Here is a 22,899-nt window from a genome sequence, read left to right as displayed (position 1 = left end):
CTTTTGCAGCTGTTTGATCAAGGGATTACGGGAAATAACGTGTCTAGTGTTCCTTACATTTTCAAAAGAGGGCCGGGAGGCCAAATAAGACGTCCTGTGTTCCTTAGAAATCTGCTCTCACCATCTCCTATATGAAGTACACAAACAGCCTGTTGCCTCATCATCCGTGGCAGCAGGCTGTTTTATGGTTGAATTTCCTTGGCAAGCATCAGCACACGCAACGCACCTACCCTATTCCTGCTCTGCATTTCTTAGCGTATACTCGCTTAATTTCCCTTCATAGACCAATTGCAATCGTTCACTCTGGCGAAAATCATCCGGTGTCACCAGCGCAGGCAGCTTGTTCCACAACTTGATGCCCGAACGCTGTAGAATCTCGGCTACAAATTGGGAGCAAAAGTAGGAGTTGCTGAATTCCACCGGCTCCTTCAGTGTAATACCAATCACACCTAGCAGATTGTACATATATTTCTGGCGGCTGCGGATGAAGATGTGCAGTACGCGTTTCATCTTTTCCACTTCACGATCCGTCACCTGAAGCTCATATATGACACATGTCGTATTGGGATACTTGCTGTATGTACCTGTCTGAATATCTTCCTTCACAAATCCGCCGTTCAGCGGATTACTTGGATGCTTGCGACCGAAGCTGTACAGTTCGGATAATTCCTTGTCAAATGCAATTGATGCGTGATTATACGGCGCTCGGGTATAGCTCTGAATAACCTTTGTAAACAGCGTTCCTGTATTCGTAAGCAAAATATAGATGGAGCGTTCATCTGTCATAGCAAAATTTCCCCTTATCAAGTTGGCACTATTCCTTCATAATAACATAGGTGCCCTATAATGGAATCTTACTTTGAATAAGCAGGTGATCGGTACGTGAGCAGTTCACTCTTTACACTAACGTTAATCTTCACAGCTTTACTTGTGATACATATCGTCTACAAAGTTATTGCGAAGCTTCAACCAAGCAAAGACTATTCAGGCATCGGCCAAAAAATCAAAACTTGGTGGGGCATGTTCGTGATCTTCTGCCTCGCTACCCTCTTCAACCCCATCGTGTCCTTGATCTCCCTCATGGTGCTTGCATTCTTCTCACTCAAAGAATACTTCTCCATGATTCGCAGTACACGCAAAGCCGACCGCAGGCTGTTCCTATGGGCGTATCTGGCAATTCCGGTTCAGTTTTATTGGATCTACATTGGATGGTATGGCATGTTTATCGTGTTTATTCCACTATATGTGTTCCTGGTGCTTCCATTGCCACGCCTGATTAATAAAGGTACAGTCGGGTTCCTGCGCAGTGTCAGCTCCACGCAATGGGGACTGATGCTGATGGTCTTTGGGCTAAGCCACCTGGCCTATTTCCCGTTCGCCACACCGGAGTATGGGTCCAAGCTGGTACTGTTCCTGGTCGTGTTAACGCAGCTTAACGATGTGGTGCATTATCTGGTCTCTCTCTATCTGGGCAAACGAAAAGTGGTACCTACCGCCAATCCGTTTGTCACCTGGGAAGGGTTCGAGTGTGCGTTCATTGTAACAACAGCTACCTCTTATTTCATCCATCCCTACCTGACACCATTTGATTGGAAATTCTCGCTGTTCATCGGGGTGCTGATCAGTTTGGCCGGATTCTTCGGCAGTCTGACCGTATCTGTACTGAAGCGCGATCTGTTAATCGGGGATGACAACAAGTTTGATTCGCTCAAAAAAAGCTACCTGAGCCGGGTCGACAGCCTGACCTATACCTCTCCGGTTATGTTCCACGTGGTCCGTTATTTCTTTGACTTTATGTAGCAACAGAAAGATTGACGATCTTGAAATCATACATGTCAAAAAAAGCAGCCGAATGGGCTGCTTTTCCTGTTCAACAGGCTCCAGACTGAGCCTTCATGATGTATGTGCTATTTCAATGTAATTTCTTTCTCGGCCATGATTTCGTTCCCCTCATCATTTGTGAAGACAAACGTGGCTTTGCCGCGCTCACCCTTCATCTCATCCGAATAGATAAATCCGGAGAATTGTCCATTGCCGCTAAAGTAAAACCCCTCTTCGCCATTTCCACCATGTTCGATGGCTTCCTGTAGCGAATTCACAATGGTTACCGTATTAGATGTCCACCGCATCTCCGTTAGTGTATACCCCTTCGGAACTTGTTTAATGCCAAAATCAAAGCTGTTGCCCTCGGTCGGTTTCTCCGACTGGTCAATGACGATATCAATCTGCTCGGACGGTTCAGTGGATTCCGATTGAGCCGTAGGCTTGCCCTCATTACCACTCGTACTTCCTTGATCACTGTTATTCTTCGCATCCGCATTCGGAACAGAGCTTTCTCCTGCTTCCTCTACGGGTTGCTTCGATTGTGGATAGGCGTGCTCCTGAACGGATTCGTTATTATTTTTGGCACCACAGGCACTAACCAATAGCGAAATACAGAGCACAGACATACAAAGTGCAGATTTCTTTATATTCATGATCATCATCTCATTCTCCCTTCATTCATCATCTACAGCACACATATCGATTACACCACTTATTAATCACTACACCATATCGTCCCTCATGAAGCTCCATTATATGTAAATGATTCATAAATTCAGTATGTGACTGCATTTCAATGAATAAAAAAAGAGCTCTGTTCATGATGTCATACACCGATTATTCTATCGATCAAACCCTGGCAAAACTAACACTTCTCCAATCTGGATGGCGTTATTCTCAAGTTTGTTCACTTTCTTAATGGCTTCTACATACACCCGAGTGTCCATCTGCTGAGGTTTATGTGCCAAAGAAATGCCCCACAGCGTATCTCCCTGAGATACAACGATCTGGTCCCCTGATAACAATTGCTCGTCTCCGGCAAACACGGTGAATACAGCACTGCACCCTATGATTATAATTAGAGTTATGGTGACGATCTTCAATAGCCAGGTTGGCGTCTTCAGACGCTGCAAGAACTGCTCTTTAACATAGATGGTGCGAGACTCGGATGTTTTGGTATAAACGGATTCATATATGCTTTTGTACGTAGAATATTTCATTCTAGTCGACCTCCAGACTTTCATTCCGCTAATCTTTAATTTCATGTTTACCTATGTATTTTTCCTATAACAATGAATAATCAATAATTCCCTTTTTAGCCATCTAGGTATCTTTGCCTAAGTCGATCCACCCTGATAGGTCTATACTACCAGTCCACTCTAAACAAATTCTGAACAACCGAATTTCATTGGTATATCCAATGCAATCTTTCCAATATTCATGCCTGATTTTCGGCGATGCATGCTGCAACGTTTTTCTATAATAGGTTATAGAAAAAGATTCTAATGAGGTAAGGACGTGCCCCCATGATTTCTGCTGATCTGAAGGAACAATATTACGAGGCGCTTGTGGCCAAGGATTCGGAATACGAGGGTTTATTCTATGTTGGGGTCCGAACCACAGGTGTGTTCTGTCGTCCCACATGCCCTGCGCGAAAACCAAAATTCGAAAACTGCGAATTCTATGAGACGGCTCAGCAGGCACTTCTGGCCTCTTATCGCCCTTGCCAGCGCTGTCGCCCGCTCTCTCACCCCAATCAAGTCTCCGATGTGGTTCGCATATTAGTGGAAGCTGTGGAGAAAAATCCGGAGAAACGCTGGAAAGGACAGGATTTCAAGGCACTCTCCATCGATGAATCCACGGCGCGCCGCCAGTTTAAGAAGCGGTTCGGCATGACTTTTGTCGAATATGCCCGTGCCCGTCGCATGGGACTTGCACTGAAGAATATTCGTTCTGGACGCACCGTGATTGATAGTCAATTATCTACTGGATATGAGTCAAGCAGCGGCTTCCGCGATGCCTTTTCACGGATCATGGGTGCTGCTCCTACCCAAGTGCATGAAGGGCAAGTTCTAAAAGCGTCCTGGATTGACACCCGCCTTGGTCCGATGATGGCTATTGCAGATGACGAGGCCCTATATTTACTGGAATTTGTGGATCGTAGAGGTCTGGAACGCGAAGTTGAGCGCCTGCGCAAACGAACCAAATCAGCTATCGTACCTGGTACTACGGCTCCCATACAGTCCATTGAGCGTGAACTAAACGAGTACTTTCAAGGAAAAAGGACAGCATTCGACACACCGTTGTTCTGTTTAGGAACACTATTTCAAAAACAGGTGTGGGAACAGCTAATGGCCATTCCGGCAGGTGAAACGAGGTCATATCAGGAGATTGCCAATGCACTCGGTAAACCGACTGCTTGCCGAGCCGTGGCACAGGCGAATGGGGCTAATCAGCTTGCGATTGTAATCCCATGTCACCGTGTAATCAATGCCAGTGGTGAACTAGGCGGATACGGCGGGGGGTTAACTCGCAAGAACTGGCTTTTGACGCATGAGAAACAACAGGAATAGGGTAGCTGCGAATAACTTAATGAAGTCATAAAGTACGCATCAAATATCCAAAGGAATACATGATATAACAAAGGAGAGTCAACGTAATATGAGTATCTTAGAAGAGAAAGCAGTGTTGTTCCAACAATACCATGTGAAAGGAAATCCACTTGTTCTGGTCAATGTGTGGGATGCCGGGAGTGCACAAGCCATTCAATCCGCCGGAGCAAAGGCCATTGCTACCGGAAGCTGGTCCGTTGCTGCAGCCCATGGTGAGCACGATGGCGAAGCCATGCCATTCAATCTGGTACTTGCCAATCTCGCACGGATTACAGCGAGCGTGGATCTGCCTGTAACGATGGATATAGAGGGAGGGTATGGGAGGTTGGTGTCAGAAGTGAAGCAAAATGTCCTGCAAGTCATCGATCATGGTGCTGTAGGAATCAACATTGAAGATCAACTTCCCACCGGCTTGGGATTGTACACTGTGGAGGAGCAATGCCCGAGACTGTCCGCCGCCCGGGAAGCTGCGGAGCAGGCAGGTATACCTTTGTTCATTAACGCCCGCACAGATATTTTTCTGCAACATGCAGCTGATCAACATAACCACTCCCTTCTAGAGGAAACACTCATGCGCTCAAACCACTATGCAGATGCAGGAGCCAGCGGTCTGTTCGTACCAGGCTTACAGGATCACCAACTGATTCAAGAATTGTGTGAGCGTTCACCGCTACCAATTAACATCATGGTTACGTCTCCTGAGCCTTCACCAGAACAACTTGCCGCATTGGGTGTAGCACGCGTAAGCTATGGGCCTTATCCTTACCTGCAAGCTATGGAACACCTGAAAGAACTGGGGCGAAGTATTTTGCTGAGTAGTTCCGAATCGTCATAAACGAACACCTATGGTATAATCACCCCTATTGAACACTAGGGCGTGTCTGGAAACTCCGAAGGTAGCAGATTTTGCCGAATTTTCGTTCCAAGCAAGGAAATTTTCCGCAGGCGTGCCGGGGCACGTCAAGGGAAAGTGACGCAGCAGGGGGCGAAAAGGCGGTAAAAGATGCACTTCAGCGAGTTTTCAGACACGACCTAACTAGGAGGCAATTATGCTTAACGTGGAACAAAAGCTTGAAGTGCTACAATCGTATCCCCAACTGCAACGCAAAGATGTATCTCTCGGTCGTGTTAATTTCCACTACGAGGGAAGCGCGTATGATAAAAAAATTGTTGCTCTCCATATTCACCCTAACGGTAACGGTTATATCTATGCAGGTCTACTGCCTAACGTTGAGACCGATGCTAAAGGATTCGTCAATATTCGTGATTACTCCGAAGCAGATCTGCGCACCTTGTTAGATGAAACGATCCAAGCGATGTCTCACAATCCCAATGCAGTTGAATTCAAAGAGCCAGAACAAGAAAAAGCTGCTCCTGCATTGACTACTACCTCTACCGGTGGTGGAACATGGATCGATGAAGATGGACATACGCTGACTTTGAAATATGAAGATGACATGTGGTACGTGTATTCCGGTGTTAATCTGGATATGGCCTTTGAAACGCGTAGCGAAGCTGGCGAGTATCTCCAAGACGAAGGATTCAAACCACAAGCTCAGGCTTAACGTATACACATTCCTTGAATTGAACAACGATTGTTGAATAGGTATTTTCAGTAATCTAAGATGATACCAAAAACACGAGGCGTATTCGCACTCGTGTCTTTGGTATTCGAGGAATTTTCGCATACTTTCAGTAGCCCCGGTTGCTTTATATAACAATATGCTGTCAGTCTCTTTTGGATTTCATGGTAAGCGGCGCATTCTTCATCATCGGGTACGTAGACAGAAGTAGCACACCACCTATGCATCCCAGAACGGTAAACAGTGTCATGCGATTGATCCCAGCAATCCACAACATAAATTCACCAAGATCCCCCAATGTAATGATCAGCGTAATGATCAAAATAACCCCAAAGAACATAATGAAGAAGTTACGCAACCCTAATCGCATCCAACATACCGTTGGGAAGACAGAGACTCCCAATACGAGAAAGCCACACATCAGATCGATCCACAGGTAGGATAGGAAATGATATTCGTTTGAATACAACATGCCTGGTTGATAGAGGGTAACGTCAACAATTCCTTTTTCCTGAAGCAGGTGTACGAGGAAATACACCACATGTAGAATGGCCATGGTACCTGCAACCATCCATACCGAGTTCATATAGAAGGATTTCATGAATTGGATTCGTGTACTACCCATACCGATCGCAACCGGGAACAGTGTAATAATCCCCCCGATCGCAAACGTGCATATCCCTCCGTACATGGGGCCAAACAGTTGCGTGGTATACGAGACATCAAATACGATACCAATGGCCAGATATACAACGGTAAGCATTAGAGCGATGGATGTAAATATGATCAAATACAAACGCATATCATCCTGAATTAAACGATTGGTGCCTTTTACTGCATTCATGGTTTAACCCCCTCTTGTTTACGGGTCCTGTTAACCAAATAATCCTGTAATGTCGCTTTCTCAATGGAAAGCCCCTGTGCATGAGCGATATCCTTCCACATTTTCGAGTAGGGCTCATCAATCATCACTTTCACAGTCGATCCCATTTGGGAAGACTCGATAACTTTAACATCTGCTGTCACCCGACTAACATCTTCAATTCTCCCTGTTAGAAGAACTCCTTTTTCGCGCATATCTTCCATAGATTGATTCAATAACACTTCTCCAGCTTGCAAAACGATAAGGGACTCACATAAAGGCTGAATCTCCTCAATATGATGGCTGGATATCAGGATCAGACGCGGGTTATCTTCGTAACTTTCTAGTAGCGCATTGTAGAAGAATTTACGCTTCTCCGCATCGAGCCCATTGGTGGGTTCATCCAGAATGGTTACCTTTGCATTACTGGCAAGACCTAATATAATCTGGGTAGCCGTCTTCATGCCTTTCGAAAATTTAATGATCTTCTTCTTCGCCGGTAGTTCGAACATATCAATTAAACGCTCCGCCAAATCCTGATTCCACTGCGGATGAAAATATGGCCCCATTTGAACCATATCAGTAACCGTCCAGTTTTTCCCCAGGGGATGATTCTCCTGGATGTAACATAGATGCTCTTGAGCAGCCAGATTATTATAGGGATCTTGACCCATGATCTGAACGGTTCCACTGTCCGGGCGGTTATGCCCTGCGAGTATACTCATCAGTGTTGTTTTGCCCGCTCCATTTCTTCCCCAGATTGCACTAATGATCGGCTCATTCTCATGTAACGTAACCTGGTTCAGAACGGGTGTCTTTTGATAACTGTAGTTGACCTGCTCCATATGAATCATAACTCACTCTCCTTATCCTTCTTGCCACGAATCAAATCAATAATCATGTCTTCATTCATGTGAATCCGTCTGGCTTCTTCAAGTAAAGGCTTGATGTATTCTTCATAAAAATCCTGCTTCCGTTCAATGAGCAAGGCTTCTCTTGCTCCCTTCGCAACAAACATTCCAACACCTCGCTGTTTGTATATAATCCCCTTGTCCACGAGTTCCTGCAGTCCTTTGCGGGCTGTAGCCGGATTGATATTATAGAAGCGTGACAGTTCATTAGTTGATGGAACCTGTTCTTCCACCTTCAATCTGCCTTCCACAATATCGTCCATTATCATCGTGGCAATCTGATGAAAAATAGGCTGAGATTCATCCAAAGTCGATTTCATGTGCCTCCAACTTTCATACGTATTCATTAGCGAGTTAGTCGGTTAGTTACTCATGTAACTAACTATAGTATACAAAAACGCAAATGTAAATAGGCGAACTTTAATTCATTGTCTTTTCTACCTTTGCTCTGTTGTATTGATTAATAAGACCGTCTAGGACTACGGATTGCTGGATCACTTCAGGATGAAGCAGACTGTCGTATTCCATATGCATGCGATATAACAACTGTCTGGCATCTTCGATCCGTAACATCAAATCCAGGCGATCCATAATACCCCTCCTTTTTGTCATATTTTAGTGTATTATGCCAATCAAAAGCGCATGTGAGATAAGACATACTTATTCTTCCACTTGGATACACACAAAAAAAGAACGCTTCTGAAATAAATCAGAAGCGTTTCTTTTAACATTTTATTAAGTTCCAAATCCATGATCAGAAGGTCTCATAATTTCGGGGTTCGGGATTGTCTTGTCTGGGACAGGTTCCGTAGCAGGGGCTACGATGAATACAACGATACTACAGGTAGCTATCAGCAAAGCCAACTTTCTCTTCATTGAGTTTCTGCACCTCACTAATTATCATTTTGTATTGCTGTTTCGCCGTCTCAGATGCAAATTCCCGGTATTGCTCAAACAGTCCGACACCTCTAAGAATACCTCGTCCACTGCTAATTTCAATAGAAAATCTTAAACTATCCAGCACAAATTCTATCCCTAAATGAAACTCGTCCTTCTTTAAATAGTATGCGCCCAAATCTGCTAAAAGTCGTAAATATCGATCATCCGTAACCTGTCTGCTCACTTTGCCAATTCGGTTACTCTGTTCCTGATAAGTGAAGTAGGATTCATACTGTTTGAGTACATGATCAATATCCTTATCATAGCGATTAGCTGCGGTTACAATATCACAAAGCGCTGGGAATATCTCATTTTCTTTTGTAGAAATATACGCCAGATAATCAGGTAATACCTCAAACTGACCACCCATTAAATGATATATATAACGATTAGCTTCAGCCCATTCCTGAAACTGATTCATAACAACGATTTCATCTTTATCCGGGTTCCTCACCCAGCGATTATCTGAATATAAAGAAACATAGTTAAGTGCCCCAGTGTAGTCCTTCAAATGATAACAGGCACTTCCTGCAGCTAGATAAGAGTAAAGAATATAGAAGACAATGGGTCTTTTCGTCTCTTCTTGTTTCCGTCGGCCATTCATCTCATAATGGATGGACGCTTTTACTTTCAATTTTTCAGATAACTCCTGAACCTTGTTCCATCTATGCAATGCTCCAAACGCATTAATCAGTTCGTTAAGCGCATCCAACTGATAACGTTCATCCAACCGATCCACATAGTATTCAAACCGAGCTGCAATAATCAGATTCCGCTGCTGATCATTGGTAAGCCCCAACCTGAACAGTCGATACTGACAGAGTGCAAGCCGCTCGGAATGCTGCATTTTCTCGCTTTCAGCGATGTTCTCATATAGAAGGATGGCCGGTTTGAATTTACCCGCTTGGTAGAATTCTTCAGCCACATCAAATAACAAAGGAATATAGGATAGATTATCCATCATCAGACGAATAACCTCTTCAATACAGTCCAGCTTGTCCAACTCGGCACAGCGATGAAGGAAAGGTCCCAATCTTCGCCAGTCCGGGGTTGCATGTACAAAACACTCATCTATGTATAACTCATAGAAGTAACCTTCTTCCAGTCTCATGGCGGAAGTAATACGATCCAACTGCTGCATAGCAATAGGCCGATTTTTATTCAAAATATTGCTCAGCGTACCCGAATTAATCCCTGACGTTTCCGAAAAATGACTAATGGACATCTGTTCACGCTTCAAATAACTTTCTAAATGATCGCGTATCGTGGTTGTCGGCTCCAAACGAACACCACCCTCCAAAATAAAAAACATATACAGGATTATCGGTATGCAAAAGTAATTATATGTAATTAAAAAGTATCGGTCAATATAATAATTTCAACTAATTTGTATTAATTACATTTTAATCCTTTAATTAAAATACAGGTCCCTATCCTTATTTTATATCGGAAACGCGCTCGGCATCAAACCTGAAAATAGACAAAAAACACGAGCCATCTACCGGCTCGTGCTCTCAACTGACTCATTAGTCAGTATGCTCACTATAACTTGGATTTAAGGCAGTATATTACCTGCCGCACGATAAATCTCATACCACTCTGGACGAGTGAGATGAACATCTCCTGCTTTTACACAGTCTTGCAGACGTTCAATATTCATCGTGCCTGTCACAGGCTGCATATGCGCAGGGTGACGAAGCAACCAAGCGATTGCAATCGTTGTATTGCTCACGTCATACTTCGCAGCAATCTCGTCGATCTTAGCATTCAATTCCGGGAACTTGTCGCTGCCCAGGAATACGCCTTCGAAGAATCCGTACTGGAACGGGGACCACGGCTGAATGGTGATATCATGCAGACGACAATAATCAAGAATGCTGCCATCACGGTTAACCGCAGCATCGTTCTCCATGTTCACGTTGATTCCGCTGTCGATCATCGTTGTGTTGGTAATACTCAACTGCAACTGGTTGGCAACCAGTGGCTGTTTCACGTATTTTTTCAACAATTCGATCTGGTTCGGATTCTGGTTGGATACCCCGAAGTGACGCACTTTACCTTCGCGCTCCAGTTGATCAAAGGCTTCAGCCACTTCTTCCGGCTCAACCAATGCATCCGGACGGTGCAGCAACAGAACGTCAAGGTATTCCGTTTTCAGACGCTGCAGAATACCATCCACCGAATTCAGGATATGCTCTTTGGAGAAATCAAACATGCCTTTGCGAATACCGCATTTGGATTGAAGAATCATATTTTCACGAACTTGGGGATTCATCTGTACCGCTTCAGCGAAGATCTCCTCACATGTTCCTGTACCATATATGTCGGCATGGTCAAAGAAATTCGCACCAGCCTCCATTGCAGAACGAACAAAATGTTCAGCTTCCTTACCGTCTAGTGAATTAATCCGCATGCAACCCACAGCGACTACAGGTACTTCAAGTGTGCTGCTGCCCAATTTAATGGTTCTCAAGATGTTATCCCTCCATATTCGAATATTATCGTGTATCTTACTTTTGATTGTGACACACATCTGCAATCGGTTTCAATAGATTTATCCTACATTCATATGGAGAAATGATAGGTTCTTGATTCCAGCCTATAATTATAAAAGAAGAAGTTATACTTCTTCCGGTACGATAACCTCAATATGCCTTGGTAGGACAGTGATATGAATAGGCAGAGCAGGACCTTCCTCACCATCTACATTCGTGCGAATGGCTTCGTCTGAGCGAACATGAACTTCTTTGGCTGTAAAATAGTCCACATCCTTATGCTCCTTCAGATTACCAAAAAACAGGGAAGTACCTAGTGTCAGGCTGTTGAACACACTGATGTTGCGAACAACAAAACAATGGATCAGACCATCGTCCACCTCAGCATCCGGTGACAACTTCTCGAATCCCCCAACCGAATTGGTCAGCGCCGCCAGAAAAAGAGGAGATTCTCCCTCCCAGATCTGGCCGTCATATTCAATGGTCAGTTGATTGGCTGGTGTATTCACCAGGTCTTTCAAGCCTTCCTTCAGGTACGCGAATGAACCTAGCTTCGACTTCTCTTCCGAGGATACAGAGAATAGAGCTTCTGCCAAAGAACCCGCAGCCACAACGTTGGCAAACAGGCGATCATTGATTTTCCCGATATCCACGATATGGGTCTGATCCGAACGTAACTGCCGAATGGCCTCCTCCGGGTCGAGCGAGATATTCAGCGCACGCGCAAAATCATTCACCGTACCTAGCGGTACGATGCCCAATCGGGGACGATGATTCTGATCCATCATGCCATTGATCGTCTCATGAAGTGTGCCATCGCCTCCGATGGAAATGACCAGATCACAGCCGTCCTTGCAGGCGTTCAGGCAATAGTCCGTCGCATCACCTTCCCCGGCCGTCTCGTTAACCGCCACCTCGTACTGCTGTGACTCCAAAATTTCTCTGACTTGGGACACATACTGTTCGGCCTCTTCCTTACCTGACGACGGATTACTAATGATCATGGCTTGGCGCATACTCACATCTTCCCCTCCAAATTGGCATCTTTACTTCATCTATACCCGTTTCAAGGGTAGATTGAATAGGCTCTGCGGGAGATGTTCTATTTTTTTTGATAAACATGTCTCTGAAGAGTGCAGAGCAGGGTTTGTTTCATATAGAATAGAAGTATAGGAATACCCCTTACGAAATTTATTGTTCCTTTTTCCTGTTGTCGGGTTAATAACTATAGATGTGCTTTTAGCCGATTCTTCATATGTACAGTGTTCAATTTGCACGGAATACTCCGTGGGCAGAACAACCTTCCGTTATCGTGTAAATACTATACTTATCTAACTCAAGCTGTTCGATTATTTTATAAATTCTAAAAATCGGAGGAAATACATGCAATGAGAAGAATGACTCTACTATTTCTAGTATTCATCCTGAGTCTCGCGACATCGGGGCAAGCTATGGCTTACACGACTACAGACTCGGGCGAGGGAATCATTGAAGATCCCTTACTTGAAGACGGACTGAAGCTAATTCTGAACAAACCTCTGGATGTTCCACTGACTTCATCGGATCTGGAGCAGCTTGAGGTGGTGGACCTGAGCAATGCAGGTATTCAAAGCCTGTCCGGTCTGGAATATGCGACCAACCTGACTCACCTCCGATTATATGGGAATGAGATTGAGGATCTGACACCGCTGAAGCACCTAACCCAGCTTCGCGAGATCGATGTTCGCAACAATTACATTACATCCATACAAGCACTTGCTGAATTGAAAGACTTGGGACGGCTGTATATCAGCAACAATTCCATTTCATCCATAGAGGTTGTACGTGGGTTCAACCGATTACATACGTTCCACGCCAGCGGTAACCAGATTGCCAGTCTTGCAGCCCTCTCGGATGCGGATGCACTGAAGTGGCTTGAAATTTCAAACAATACCATTAGTGATCTGACACCGCTCATGGGTAAGACCCGGCTCCAACAACTCAATGTAGCAAACAACCAGATTCAGACGCTGGAAGCACTGGCTGAACTGCCAAATACGCTGCGGAATCTGAATGTAGCAGGCAATCACATCACCGACCTGACACCACTAGAGCACATGACACGGCTTCGGACACTTGATATCTCTGGTAACCAGATACAACACCTCAAGGGGCTTGAGGGACTGACTGGGCTGAAGGAGCTGAATGCAGAATCCAATCAGATCTATAATCTGGAACCGCTTCGGCAACTCTCAAGTTTGGACGTATTAAAATTATCCAACAACCGGGTGTGGGACCTGACACCGATTGCAGGTTTTACGTTTACCCGTGATCACACGTTGACAAACACCGCACAGGATATCTCAGCGTCCACTTCGTTATCCTCGGGTATTCAGACATCTGTCTCCGAGGTTGAACCTGCGGGACTTACCGTGCAGAATAACTATCTGGATGTCACAAGTGGCAGTCAGACGATGCAGCTTCTGAACCGTATGAATGTACGGGAGCAGAAACGGACGCCGCAGGGCAGCTTCCAGCGTCTGATGGAAGGGTCTACCACTGCCTATGTAGGAGATCGCGCTTATGCATTGGATGCTGCGCCCTTTATTGATGAAGGACGGACCTATGTGCCTCTGCGTTTTGTCTCGGAGCAGTTAAACGCCAGTGTGAACTGGAACAGCGGTACGCGCGAAGCGGTGATCACACAGAATGACAAGACGATTCGCTGGACTGTAGGCAACAAACAAGTTGTCGTGAACGACGCGCTTGCAATCAATGATGCTCCTCTATTGATGAAAAATGGCAAAACATTTGTTCCGGTTCGCTTTATTTCGGAGCAATTCAATACCTCTGTTGGTTACATCGGAAGCAGCAAAACGATTCTGATTTTTGAAAATAAAGAGCTTGGTGAGAGTGTACAGCCTTAAGTAGTGTCTTACGATCAATCGCAGCCATAAGAGAAACACAGCGAAGTCCCCGTCTGAACAATCAGCGGGGATTTTGGTTATGTTATGACAATTGTGCTACGGACCTTGGATAGTGGTATATGGATAGCATCAATCACAAGCAAATACAGCATACCATCTGTTTGTACGGGCATAATCTTGTAACGCTCTATCTCGGATTAGGGCAAATTTTACACGGTTTAGCATATCTTCTTTTGCCGCGGGGGTTGTTATACTGAACGTAATATATATGACAACTGAGGTTCAATCGAGGAGGAAATTCATATGACATTCACGTTCACTGGTTATTCCACAACCCAAGACAGCTCGTGGAGAGAGCTATCTTTTGTGCCTACTAATGAAAGCGCTAACTTAAAACTGACGGGTGAACAGCACCAACTTGTGGAAGGGTTTGGCGGCTGTTTCAACGAGCTTGGTTATATCGCTCTATCGCACTTGGGCGAGGAGCAGCGCCATGAGGTATTTCATTCCCTCTTCCATCCGGAGGGTGAGCACAAGTTTAACATCTGCCGCCTGCCCATAGGCGCAAGTGATTATGCAGAGCAGTGGTACAGCCACAACGAGGTGGACGGCGACGTGGCCATGGAACATTTTTCGATCGAACGTGATTTCAAATATCTGATTCCCTACATCAAGGAAGCTCTGAGTTATAACCCGAACCTGCAATTCTTCGCCTCCCCTTGGAGCCCGCCAACATGGATGAAGTCGCCAAAAGCCTATAACTACGGCACACTTCGTTGGGAAAAAGATATTCTGGAAGCCTACGCCCTGTATTTCGTAAAATTCGTACAGGCTTACCGTGACGCCGGTATTACCATCCATCAGGTGCATGTGCAGAACGAAGTCATTGCAGATCAGAAATTCCCTTCTTGCATGTGGACAGGCGAGCAGCTTCGTGAGTTTATCGCCGATTATCTGGGCCCGGCTTTTGACAAACACGGTCTGGATACAGAAATCTGGCTGGGGACGATCAACGCTCCTGATCCATGGGAGGAATTGATCAAGAAAAAGACAAATGACTTCGATGAGTACGCCGGACTTGTCCTGAGTGATCCGAAGGCCTATTCCTATATCAAGGGTGTTGGGTATCAATGGGCAGGCAAACATGCCATTCAACGTACCGCGGCAAGTTATCCGGAGCTACGTTATATGCAAACCGAGAACGAATGCGGTGATGGCAACAACTCATGGAATTACGCCAAATATGTATATAACCTCTACCAGCATTACTTCAGCAACGGCGTGAACGCGTACATCTACTGGAACATGGTTCTGGAACCCAAAGGTCGCAGCACATGGGGCTGGGAGCAGAACTCCATGATCACCGTAGATCCGGATAATAAGGAGGTTACTCGGAACCCCGAGTATTATGTGATGAAACACTTCGCACATCATGTGGTCCCTGGTGCTCGAAGAGTCGGCCTGTCTGGGGCCTGGAGCGGTAAATCTGTGGCTTTCCGCAACCCGGATAACAGTCTCGTCATTGTGATCAATAATCCATTCCGGGACCGTCGCGACCTCTATCTAACCCTTGAAGAAGGGCAGACCCTCTACATGGAGCTAGAGGGCGATTCATTCAACAGCATGGTAATTCAACCGAAGTAACAAACTCAACACATCGTTAAAGTGCAGACATCCATAGCGTCAGACTCGAGAATCCCTTGAGCTGGCGCTATTTTTCATGCGCAAGACTATGTGTATTGTCACTATTATTGGTTTGGTAGAATACAAGTTATGGAAGACCTTGCGGTTACTCGTTTTATCTTTTATATTTACAAATCTATAAATCTAGATATAATGTAATCCAGAGAACTTACTTCCCTGTCCATTACATGATAGGAGGCAAGGCAGGATCATTTTAGAGCAATATATCTATTTTTCTGTATATTTAAATTTATTGGAGGTTCGCTTTACATGAAATCACAACAGGTCAACCCGCTCCTTATCCTGATTCTGGCACTGGGTGTATTCGGAATCATCACAACAGAAATGGGGATTGTGGGGGTGTTGCCTCAGGTTGCGCACAAATTTAACATCACGGCTGCACAGGCAGGTTGGCTGGTCAGTATATTTGCGCTGGTCGTAGCTATTGCGGGTCCCTTTCTCACCTTGCTGGCGTCCGGGATTAATCGCAAAATTATCCTTGTAGCTGCTGTGCTGATGTTTGCCATTTCGAACGTCGTATATGCCTACGCCACAACATTTGATACCATGCTGATCTTCCGTATCATACCCGCGTTATTTCATCCCGTCTTCTTTTCCGTAGCTCTGGTCACAAGTGCCCAACTTGTTCCCGCAGAGAAGAGCAGCCAGGCGGTTGCCAAAGTATTTACCGGAGTTACCGCGGGCTTTGCCTTTGGTGTGCCGCTGACATCGTATCTTGCTGAACGCCTATCCCTCGAAATCGCCTTTCTGTTTGGCGCGATGGTCAGTCTAGTCGCTTTGATCGGCATATGGATCTGGCTACCCTCGATGCCCGTGAAGGAAAAGATGTCCTATGGCAAGCAGCTCGGTATTCTGCGCAAACCTGAATTATGGCTGAATGTTGCCGCAGTCATTTTTATATTCGCCGCCATGTTCTCTGTATACAGCTATTTCGCCGAGTATCTTGGGCAAGTCACCCGAATGAGCGGATCATGGATTAGTGTCATGCTTACCGTCTTCGGTGTTGTCATGATCATTGGAAATTTGGGGTTTGGACAGTTTCTGCGGAAGAGCGTGATCCATACTGTCCTCATGTTCCCCCTGCTGTATGTAGCAGCTTACGCACTCGTCTATTGGGCCGGTCCCCACTTCATGTGGATGATGATGGTAGTCATTATCTGGGCATCTGTACATTCAGGAGGATTAATTGTAAGCCAAACCTGGTTAACCGCTGAAGCGCAGGATGCGCCTGAATTCGGCAACAGCTTGTATGTATCCTTTTCTAACCTTGGCATTACACTAGGTACTGCCATCGGCGGATGGTTCATTGCGAACTTCGGAATACATCAATTGATCTGGAGTGGGATGATATTTGCACTGATCGCTTTTGTATTGATAGGGATTAAAATCAAATGCTTCTCCTCTCGCTCGGTTGCTTAACACCAATAGCGCCATATTCCCATGCTTAACATGTGGAATAGGCGCTATTTGGTGTTATATAATAACGAATTTCACAAGGGAAACTCAGACTCGTCAAAATGCACGCTTAAGGGTTGTTCGCCAGATAATTTCTCAACCATTGCAGCGCTGGACGTTCTGTACCGTTGCTATTAACCAGATGCGAACCGTTCACCCATGTTTGGTTCTGGTTGTAGCCCCACAGTGTTACACCTTTAACAGCAGCATGTTTCCACAGTACAGGGAATTTCTGCTGATAGCGCTGCAACTGTGTATTATCGTCGCCCGTCATATCCAGTTCGGATACATAGACCGGCAGACCTGTCGCAGCCAGCTTATTCAGTACTGTGTTCATTGTGCTCACAGAGACGTTGTCCATATTAAAGTAATGTGCTTGGATACCAATACCATCCACTAGACCTCTGTTTTTCAAAAGGTTAATAATCTGGATATATTGGTCCGCTTTAGCCGGATCACCGATAATTCCGTATTCATTGATCAGCAATTTCGCGTTCGGAAAAGCTTGTCTCGCCTGCTGGAATGACCAAATGACCCAATCCCAGCCAGTGGCTCCATCTCCACCGATCGCGTTGCGATAAGAAGGCTTGGCATGAAGCGGCTCATTAACGACATCCACATATGCTGCCTTGGAATAACGCTGGCCTGCGGCCTGAATCCATTGCGTCACTTCAGCCTTCTGATCTGCGGCAGAGAGACTGTTAATCCAATTTGGCTGCTGATTTCCCCATACGAGCGTATGGAACTTGAACGGGAATCCATTGTTGTTAGCATAATTGTATGCCATATCTGCCTGACCCCAGTTCATTACATTACGTGTACCTTCCACAGCATCCCACTTGGTAGAGTTCTCTGGAGTTACTTGGTTCCAGTAAGGACTAAAATTAGAAGGAACCTGGCTAGCTATAATATTGCCCAAAAATTTGCTACCTTTCGCCAAACCAGCACTCACACTGCCCACCGCAACTGAAGCCGCGAGAACCCCTACCAATGCCAGTGAGCCGATTGTCTTAAACCACTTGGACTTAATCAAATGATTTTCCTCCTTAGAATTTATTTTGTTAAGCGCTTACAAAAACCATTTTACTGGATAATTTTGGTTTTAAAAACCTGTCAAATTATAGTACTTTATTGCAAAAAATAGAACTTAGTGTTTTGATGCTATCTATAACCCCACTCTAAATCATACATGACTCTTACATTGGAGTTTACATTTACCACATGTTTATCTAGTATAAAATGATACATATCTTTACATACACTAGATAACAAGGGAGATTACAACATGCGCAAAATTTCAACAAAACGCTTCGCCGGATGGCCCTTATCGTTCCTCTTATGTGCCTCCATTTTGTTCACCCCTTTCGCTTCTACTCCAGCTCAGGCTGCTGAGGCAGACAAGGAAACCAAGATCACATTGCTGGGTACATCGGATATTCATGGCCGATTTATGCCGTGGGACTATGCTCTGGACGGTCCAAACCCAACCGGCAGCATGACGCAGCTCTATACCATTGTGAAAAAAGTGCGTGCCGAGAATCCCAATACGATTCTGCTGGATGCAGGGGACATGATTCAGGATAACTCCGCTGAGTTATTCAATGATCAACCTCAATCTCCCATGATGGTTGCGATGAATGAAATGAAATATGACGCATGGGTTATGGGTAACCACGAGTTTAACTTTGGACTGGACGTACTGGAGAAGATCTCTTCCCAATTCAATGGACAGCCTCTCGTGGGTAACATTTTCAAAGAAAACGGCGACCGCTACATGCCTGTCTATACGATTATTGAGAAAGACGGAATCAAAGTAGGTGTCATTGGAATGAACACACCGATGATTACCGAATTTGAGAAAGGTACGGATCACCTGGACGGCATCATCGTCAAAGATCCTGTGGAAGAGACCAAGAAGGCCATTGCTGAGTTGAAAGGCAAAGTGGATGTTATGGTTGGACTCATGCATATGGGATTGGATAACGAGAACGGAAATCCGGGGACCGGAGTCACAGATATCGCCAACGCCAACCCGGAGCTGGCTGCCATTTTTGCCGGACACATGCATACCTTGATTGAATCCCAAACGGTTAACGGTGTATTGATCTCCGAACCGAATAAATATGGCTCACATATTTCGCGAATCGATCTGACATTTGCCAAAGACGGCGACAAAGTTGTGCTGAAAAGCAAGGAAGCTCAAGCACTCGCTGTAAAAACAGCCGACGGAACGTACGAAGTCTCCGATCCTGCGCTGGAAGAGACATTGCATCCATTCCACGAGTTCGCTCGTGCCGATGCCAACATTGAAGTGGCTGAACTGAAAGGCACGAACCTGGTCCCTGCCGATGAGATTAAGGGTATCCCTGCTGTGCAGATCCAGGAAACACCTTTGTCTGACTTTTTCACCGAAGTGATGTTGCATTACAGTGATGCCGATGTGGTCGCGCACCAGATTGATAACGACAAAGCCAAGCTGGATGTAGGCCCGATCAAGAAAAAGGATATTGCGTTCAACTACCAATATACCTTTGGTGAAGTAACCGTGTATGAAGTAACCGGACGCGATCTGATGGATTATATGGAGTGGTCTGCGGGGTACTTCAACTCTACACGCCCGGGTGATGTGACCATTAGTTTCGATCCGAAACGGCGTGCTTCCAAATACAGCACCGATGATTTCTTCGGCGGCGTGACGTATGAGATTGACCTGACCAAGCCATACGGCAGTCGGATTACGAATCTCAAGTACAGCAATGGGTCAGTAGTCAAAGAAGACGATACGTTGAAGCTGGGCATGAATGCCTACCGAATGGAAGCCCTGATTGCCAAAGGCGGCGCCATGGAAGGACGTAAGTTCAAGCAGCTCTGGTCCTCCAAGGATGCCTCGGCATTTGGTGAGATCCAAGGTACAATTCGCAACCTGTCCATCGCCTATCTGAAAGATGTTATGAAAGGTGTCTACGAACCGAAGATTCAGCACAACTGGAAAATCACCGGCGTAGACCTGACTGCACCAGAACGCGCAGATGTAGTGGAGTTAATTAACGATGGCATCATGTCTGTGCCGACGACAGAAGATGGCAAGTACACCAACATTGCCTCCATTAACATTTTGGATGCGGTGACGCAAGAAGAGATTGATGCACTTTCTGCCAAAGCAGGCGTGAATACATCAAAATTCGCAGGTGTGAAAACCAAGGGAGCATTCTATCAACAGCTGAACAAGGCTCGCAAAACGGCAACAGGTGGTGATGGTGGTACGACAACACCTAAACCTGAGAAACCGACAACACCAACCGTACCTAAACCAACACCGACTCCAGGCACGTCGAAACCTGGCAAACCCTCAACACCAAACACTGGTAAAGCGGGTACCGTCACCAAAGGTAAACAAGCCAAGGTTACAGCGGCTTACCTGAACGTACGTGCTGGTGCTTCATCCAAAGCCAAGGTCATTGCTGCCGTACCGAAAGGCACCCTGCTTGAGGTGATTAGCACAGACAAGTATGGCTGGGTAAAAGTGAAGCTTGATGGACGTGTAGCATTTGTATACGGGAAATATGTGAGCATTTTTAAATAGCAATCGTTACGCACCACGTTTAACGAAAAAAAGGGCGATTCTCCCATGGAACTCATGGTCGGGATCGCCCTTTGCTATGTTAAGGAAAGGTTATGCGTATTGCCGTTCCACTAATGCTCAACCTCTCTTTACATCCCAGTTTGCGAGCATGCCTCTCGCCATCTCCATGTCCGACTCCTTGCCCGTAATCAGTGCAAACTTGGCAACAATTGCAGGATAGGCTGCCCACTGCTCCCGAATATGCTCCAGCATCTGGGGCCATGTTCTTCCCCCTGCCTTCTCATAACGACTCAAAAGCTCACGCAGCCCATCCTCCTGAAAGAGTGCATAGTAGATGACAAAGTCCTTACCCGGATCTGCAATCTCCGCTTCCGTCCAATCAATAAGTCCAGTTACTCGCTGGGCATCATCGACAATAATATGCGGCGGATGCAGATCACCATGGATGAACGCCGAGTGCTGCGGCCAATAGCTACTTACAGACAGCCATATCGTCCAGCGTTCAACCAGTTCGGTTGGCACCGTAAAATTCTGCTTAACCTCTTCTATATTGGCTGCAAATTCTTTGCGTGCTTCCATAGGTGTTTTGATCCGTACTCCACCTTTCTTCGCCTCGTGTGGATCAATGTTATGCAGCGCGACGAGATTCACAGCCAGTGAATCGAGAAACGTATCAGATAAGTTTTCCTGAGGGAATCGCCATACATACCCTCCCCCTGCAGGATCGACAACTGCAATCGGATCACCATCAAGTAAAGGATATGCGACTAACTCCGGCGTACAGACCCGCCAATCGGGTACTTGTGCGGGTATACTGTCTCGAACCACATCCAACACTTTGCGCTCATTCTCGGCTCGTACCCATACGTCTTCACGTCGCGGCTGGCGCAGAACCCACCTGTGACCTTCTTCATCGGTGGCGAATGCTACACGAAAGTCCATACCCGACTCGTTAATCTCCAAGAACTCCTTATCCATTATTAGTCCGTTCTGATTTGCTAAAGATAATAGTTCCTTTTGAATTGCCAAATGTTCATTCGAGTTTGATTTTGTCATATCGGGTACTCCCCTTTTCCTGGATAAACTAAAAAACACAGACATGTTCGCCTGTGCAGTTCATTTTGGATATTGGTATACCTGAATGCTCACAAAAAAAATAGTAGTACATCAAAGAACCACTTCACAGAGTGATTCTTTCACGACTAGCGGCATACGTGTAAATTGGCAAACCAATCCCGATGAGCTGCACACAGGCAGAAAACAGCAAGCGTAAACAAACGTTTCGCCAAACTATCTCAATCGGGAAAAATTTTGCACACGTATCCCTCCGTTCAATAAGTTACCCATATGCTAACATACTCCAAATCCCAATTCCAGACTGAATGGAATATTTTTGGTTCTTTTTATTGATATACAGGAACTTGGGCGTCTCAGGTAACGTCCATAGTTTATAGATGTATTAAAAAGGAGGTGAGTAACTCGATGTCCATTTTACGAAGGTTATCCTTATTCCCGTTTATCTTACTTCTGCTAACGCTCGGATGCACAGAGAAATCCGAGGAACAGGGGGAAGAGAAGCCACATGTGCGAGGAATGATTACGGATTTTGAAGAAGAAAAAGGTCAGGTACTCATCGAGAACAAAGAAGATGGAGGTGTTGAATCAGGACCGATTTGGATTTCGCTCAACACGGATGCCGAACTCATCATTGAAGGAGAAACTGTCACCGTCTCTTTGGATGAGACACTCGTTGGTCGAGGTGCAGAAGTATGGATCAATGGAATTATTGCTCAATCTTACCCTCCCCAAACCAAGGCTGTGAAAATGGTCATCCATTAACACAAAGCAATATTCACCGATACATTTCGTTTCACGTGGAACGTTATGATACACCTACGAACAGCAACACCTTTACTCTTCATATCGTATTGGATCTAAACAATTTAACCACTTGATGCATTTCCTCCGTTAGCCTGCCTGCATATAGAGTATAATGAAGAGGTATACGATAAATGTACGGTGCAA

Annotated in this window: 21 protein-coding genes; 9 read left to right on the top strand and 12 right to left on the bottom strand. The window is 45.5% G+C overall.

From position 1 onward, the window contains the following. Positions 1 to 231 precede the first annotated feature (231 nt). The gene (locus tag AB4111_RS19800) at positions 232 to 786 is read right to left on the bottom strand and encodes a hypothetical protein (RefSeq protein ID WP_442032903.1); all 555 of its coding nucleotides are present in this window, start codon (positions 784 to 786) and stop codon (positions 232 to 234) included. 96 nt (positions 787 to 882) lie between these two features. On the opposite strand from AB4111_RS19800, the gene AB4111_RS19795 reads away from it, so the two are divergent. Then, the gene (locus tag AB4111_RS19795; RefSeq protein WP_442032902.1) at positions 883 to 1,800 is read left to right on the top strand and encodes a phosphatidate cytidylyltransferase; all 918 of its coding nucleotides are present in this window, start codon (positions 883 to 885) and stop codon (positions 1,798 to 1,800) included. Positions 1,801 to 1,907: 107 nt separating this feature from the next. Here AB4111_RS19795 and AB4111_RS19790 read toward each other — a convergent pair whose 3' ends face one another. Beyond that, positions 1,908 to 2,477, bottom strand: coding sequence for a hypothetical protein (locus tag AB4111_RS19790; RefSeq protein WP_442032901.1), 570 nt, complete (start codon positions 2,475 to 2,477; stop codon positions 1,908 to 1,910). Positions 2,478 to 2,666: 189 nt separating this feature from the next. Continuing rightward, on the bottom strand, positions 2,667 to 3,044 hold the full coding sequence (locus AB4111_RS19785) for a LysM peptidoglycan-binding domain-containing protein (protein WP_442032900.1): 378 nt from the start codon (positions 3,042 to 3,044) through the stop codon (positions 2,667 to 2,669). A gap of 306 nt (positions 3,045 to 3,350) precedes the next feature. Between AB4111_RS19785 and AB4111_RS19780 the strand changes: the two genes are divergently transcribed. From AB4111_RS19780 to AB4111_RS19770, 3 genes are all read left to right on the top strand, one after another. Further along, a complete protein-coding gene (locus AB4111_RS19780; RefSeq protein WP_442032899.1) occupies positions 3,351 to 4,397 on the top strand; it encodes a bifunctional transcriptional activator/DNA repair enzyme AdaA in 1,047 nt (348 codons plus the stop codon). 88 nt (positions 4,398 to 4,485) lie between these two features. After that, positions 4,486 to 5,271, top strand: a complete 786-nt coding sequence (locus AB4111_RS19775; RefSeq protein ID WP_442032898.1) for an isocitrate lyase/PEP mutase family protein — start codon at positions 4,486 to 4,488, stop codon at positions 5,269 to 5,271. A gap of 214 nt (positions 5,272 to 5,485) precedes the next feature. Next, a complete protein-coding gene (locus tag AB4111_RS19770) occupies positions 5,486 to 6,001 on the top strand; it encodes a hypothetical protein (RefSeq protein ID WP_442032897.1) in 516 nt (171 codons plus the stop codon). 163 nt (positions 6,002 to 6,164) lie between these two features. Here AB4111_RS19770 and AB4111_RS19765 read toward each other — a convergent pair whose 3' ends face one another. The 7 genes from AB4111_RS19765 to AB4111_RS19735 all read right to left on the bottom strand — a co-directional run bounded on the left by AB4111_RS19765 (position 6,165) and on the right by AB4111_RS19735 (position 12,242). Further along, positions 6,165 to 6,863, bottom strand: a complete 699-nt coding sequence (locus AB4111_RS19765) for a hypothetical protein (protein WP_442032896.1) — start codon at positions 6,861 to 6,863, stop codon at positions 6,165 to 6,167. Beyond that, positions 6,860 to 7,735, bottom strand: a complete 876-nt coding sequence (locus AB4111_RS19760) for an ATP-binding cassette domain-containing protein (RefSeq protein WP_442032895.1) — start codon at positions 7,733 to 7,735, stop codon at positions 6,860 to 6,862. The genes AB4111_RS19765 and AB4111_RS19760 overlap by 4 nt, the downstream gene beginning before the upstream one ends. Beyond that, positions 7,732 to 8,112 (bottom strand): GntR family transcriptional regulator, encoded by a 381-nt coding sequence (locus AB4111_RS19755; protein WP_253442045.1) that lies wholly within the window; start codon positions 8,110 to 8,112, stop codon positions 7,732 to 7,734. Before AB4111_RS19755 ends, AB4111_RS19760 begins: the two co-directional genes overlap by 4 nt. Before the next feature lie 100 nt (positions 8,113 to 8,212). Continuing rightward, positions 8,213 to 8,383, bottom strand: coding sequence for an aspartyl-phosphate phosphatase Spo0E family protein (locus AB4111_RS19750; RefSeq protein ID WP_253442047.1), 171 nt, complete (start codon positions 8,381 to 8,383; stop codon positions 8,213 to 8,215). Positions 8,384 to 8,630: 247 nt separating this feature from the next. After that, complete coding sequence (locus AB4111_RS19745; RefSeq protein WP_442032894.1) at positions 8,631 to 10,013, bottom strand: transcriptional regulator; 1,383 nt, start codon at positions 10,011 to 10,013, stop codon at positions 8,631 to 8,633. Between the two features lie 273 nt (positions 10,014 to 10,286). Then, positions 10,287 to 11,204: an aldo/keto reductase gene (locus AB4111_RS19740; RefSeq protein WP_442032893.1), complete on the bottom strand. Its 918-nt coding sequence runs from the start codon at positions 11,202 to 11,204 to the stop codon at positions 10,287 to 10,289. A gap of 147 nt (positions 11,205 to 11,351) precedes the next feature. Beyond that, positions 11,352 to 12,242, bottom strand: a complete 891-nt coding sequence (locus AB4111_RS19735) for a diacylglycerol/lipid kinase family protein (RefSeq protein WP_442033283.1) — start codon at positions 12,240 to 12,242, stop codon at positions 11,352 to 11,354. A gap of 372 nt (positions 12,243 to 12,614) precedes the next feature. Here AB4111_RS19735 and AB4111_RS19730 point away from each other — a divergent pair, with 372 nt between their 5' ends. The 3 genes from AB4111_RS19730 to AB4111_RS19720 all read left to right on the top strand — a co-directional run bounded on the left by AB4111_RS19730 (position 12,615) and on the right by AB4111_RS19720 (position 17,255). After that, positions 12,615 to 14,132: a leucine-rich repeat domain-containing protein gene (locus tag AB4111_RS19730; protein ID WP_442032892.1), complete on the top strand. Its 1,518-nt coding sequence runs from the start codon at positions 12,615 to 12,617 to the stop codon at positions 14,130 to 14,132. A gap of 303 nt (positions 14,133 to 14,435) precedes the next feature. After that, positions 14,436 to 15,776, top strand: a complete 1,341-nt coding sequence (locus AB4111_RS19725) for a glycoside hydrolase family 30 protein (RefSeq protein WP_442032891.1) — start codon at positions 14,436 to 14,438, stop codon at positions 15,774 to 15,776. Between the two features lie 309 nt (positions 15,777 to 16,085). Further along, the gene (locus tag AB4111_RS19720; RefSeq protein ID WP_442032890.1) at positions 16,086 to 17,255 is read left to right on the top strand and encodes an MFS transporter; all 1,170 of its coding nucleotides are present in this window, start codon (positions 16,086 to 16,088) and stop codon (positions 17,253 to 17,255) included. Positions 17,256 to 17,361: 106 nt separating this feature from the next. Here the strand turns inward: AB4111_RS19720 and AB4111_RS19715 are convergent, their stop codons facing one another. Further along, positions 17,362 to 18,324 (bottom strand): endo-1,4-beta-xylanase, encoded by a 963-nt coding sequence (locus AB4111_RS19715; protein WP_442032889.1) that lies wholly within the window; start codon positions 18,322 to 18,324, stop codon positions 17,362 to 17,364. Between the two features lie 417 nt (positions 18,325 to 18,741). Between AB4111_RS19715 and AB4111_RS19710 the strand changes: the two genes are divergently transcribed. Continuing rightward, positions 18,742 to 20,874, top strand: coding sequence for a 5'-nucleotidase C-terminal domain-containing protein (locus tag AB4111_RS19710; RefSeq protein ID WP_442033282.1), 2,133 nt, complete (start codon positions 18,742 to 18,744; stop codon positions 20,872 to 20,874). A 117-nt stretch (positions 20,875 to 20,991) separates the two neighbouring features. On the opposite strand, the gene AB4111_RS19705 is transcribed toward AB4111_RS19710, so the two are convergent. Beyond that, positions 20,992 to 21,930, bottom strand: a complete 939-nt coding sequence (locus AB4111_RS19705) for a macrolide 2'-phosphotransferase (protein ID WP_442032888.1) — start codon at positions 21,928 to 21,930, stop codon at positions 20,992 to 20,994. A gap of 426 nt (positions 21,931 to 22,356) precedes the next feature. On the opposite strand from AB4111_RS19705, the gene AB4111_RS19700 reads away from it, so the two are divergent. Continuing rightward, positions 22,357 to 22,713, top strand: coding sequence for a hypothetical protein (locus AB4111_RS19700; RefSeq protein ID WP_442032887.1), 357 nt, complete (start codon positions 22,357 to 22,359; stop codon positions 22,711 to 22,713). Positions 22,714 to 22,899 lie beyond the last annotated feature (186 nt).

The organism is Paenibacillus sp. 2KB_22 (assembly GCF_052115745.1).
GTDB lineage: Bacteria > Bacillota > Bacilli > Paenibacillales > Paenibacillaceae > Paenibacillus.
This window is presented reverse-complemented; position numbering and strand designations above follow the sequence as displayed.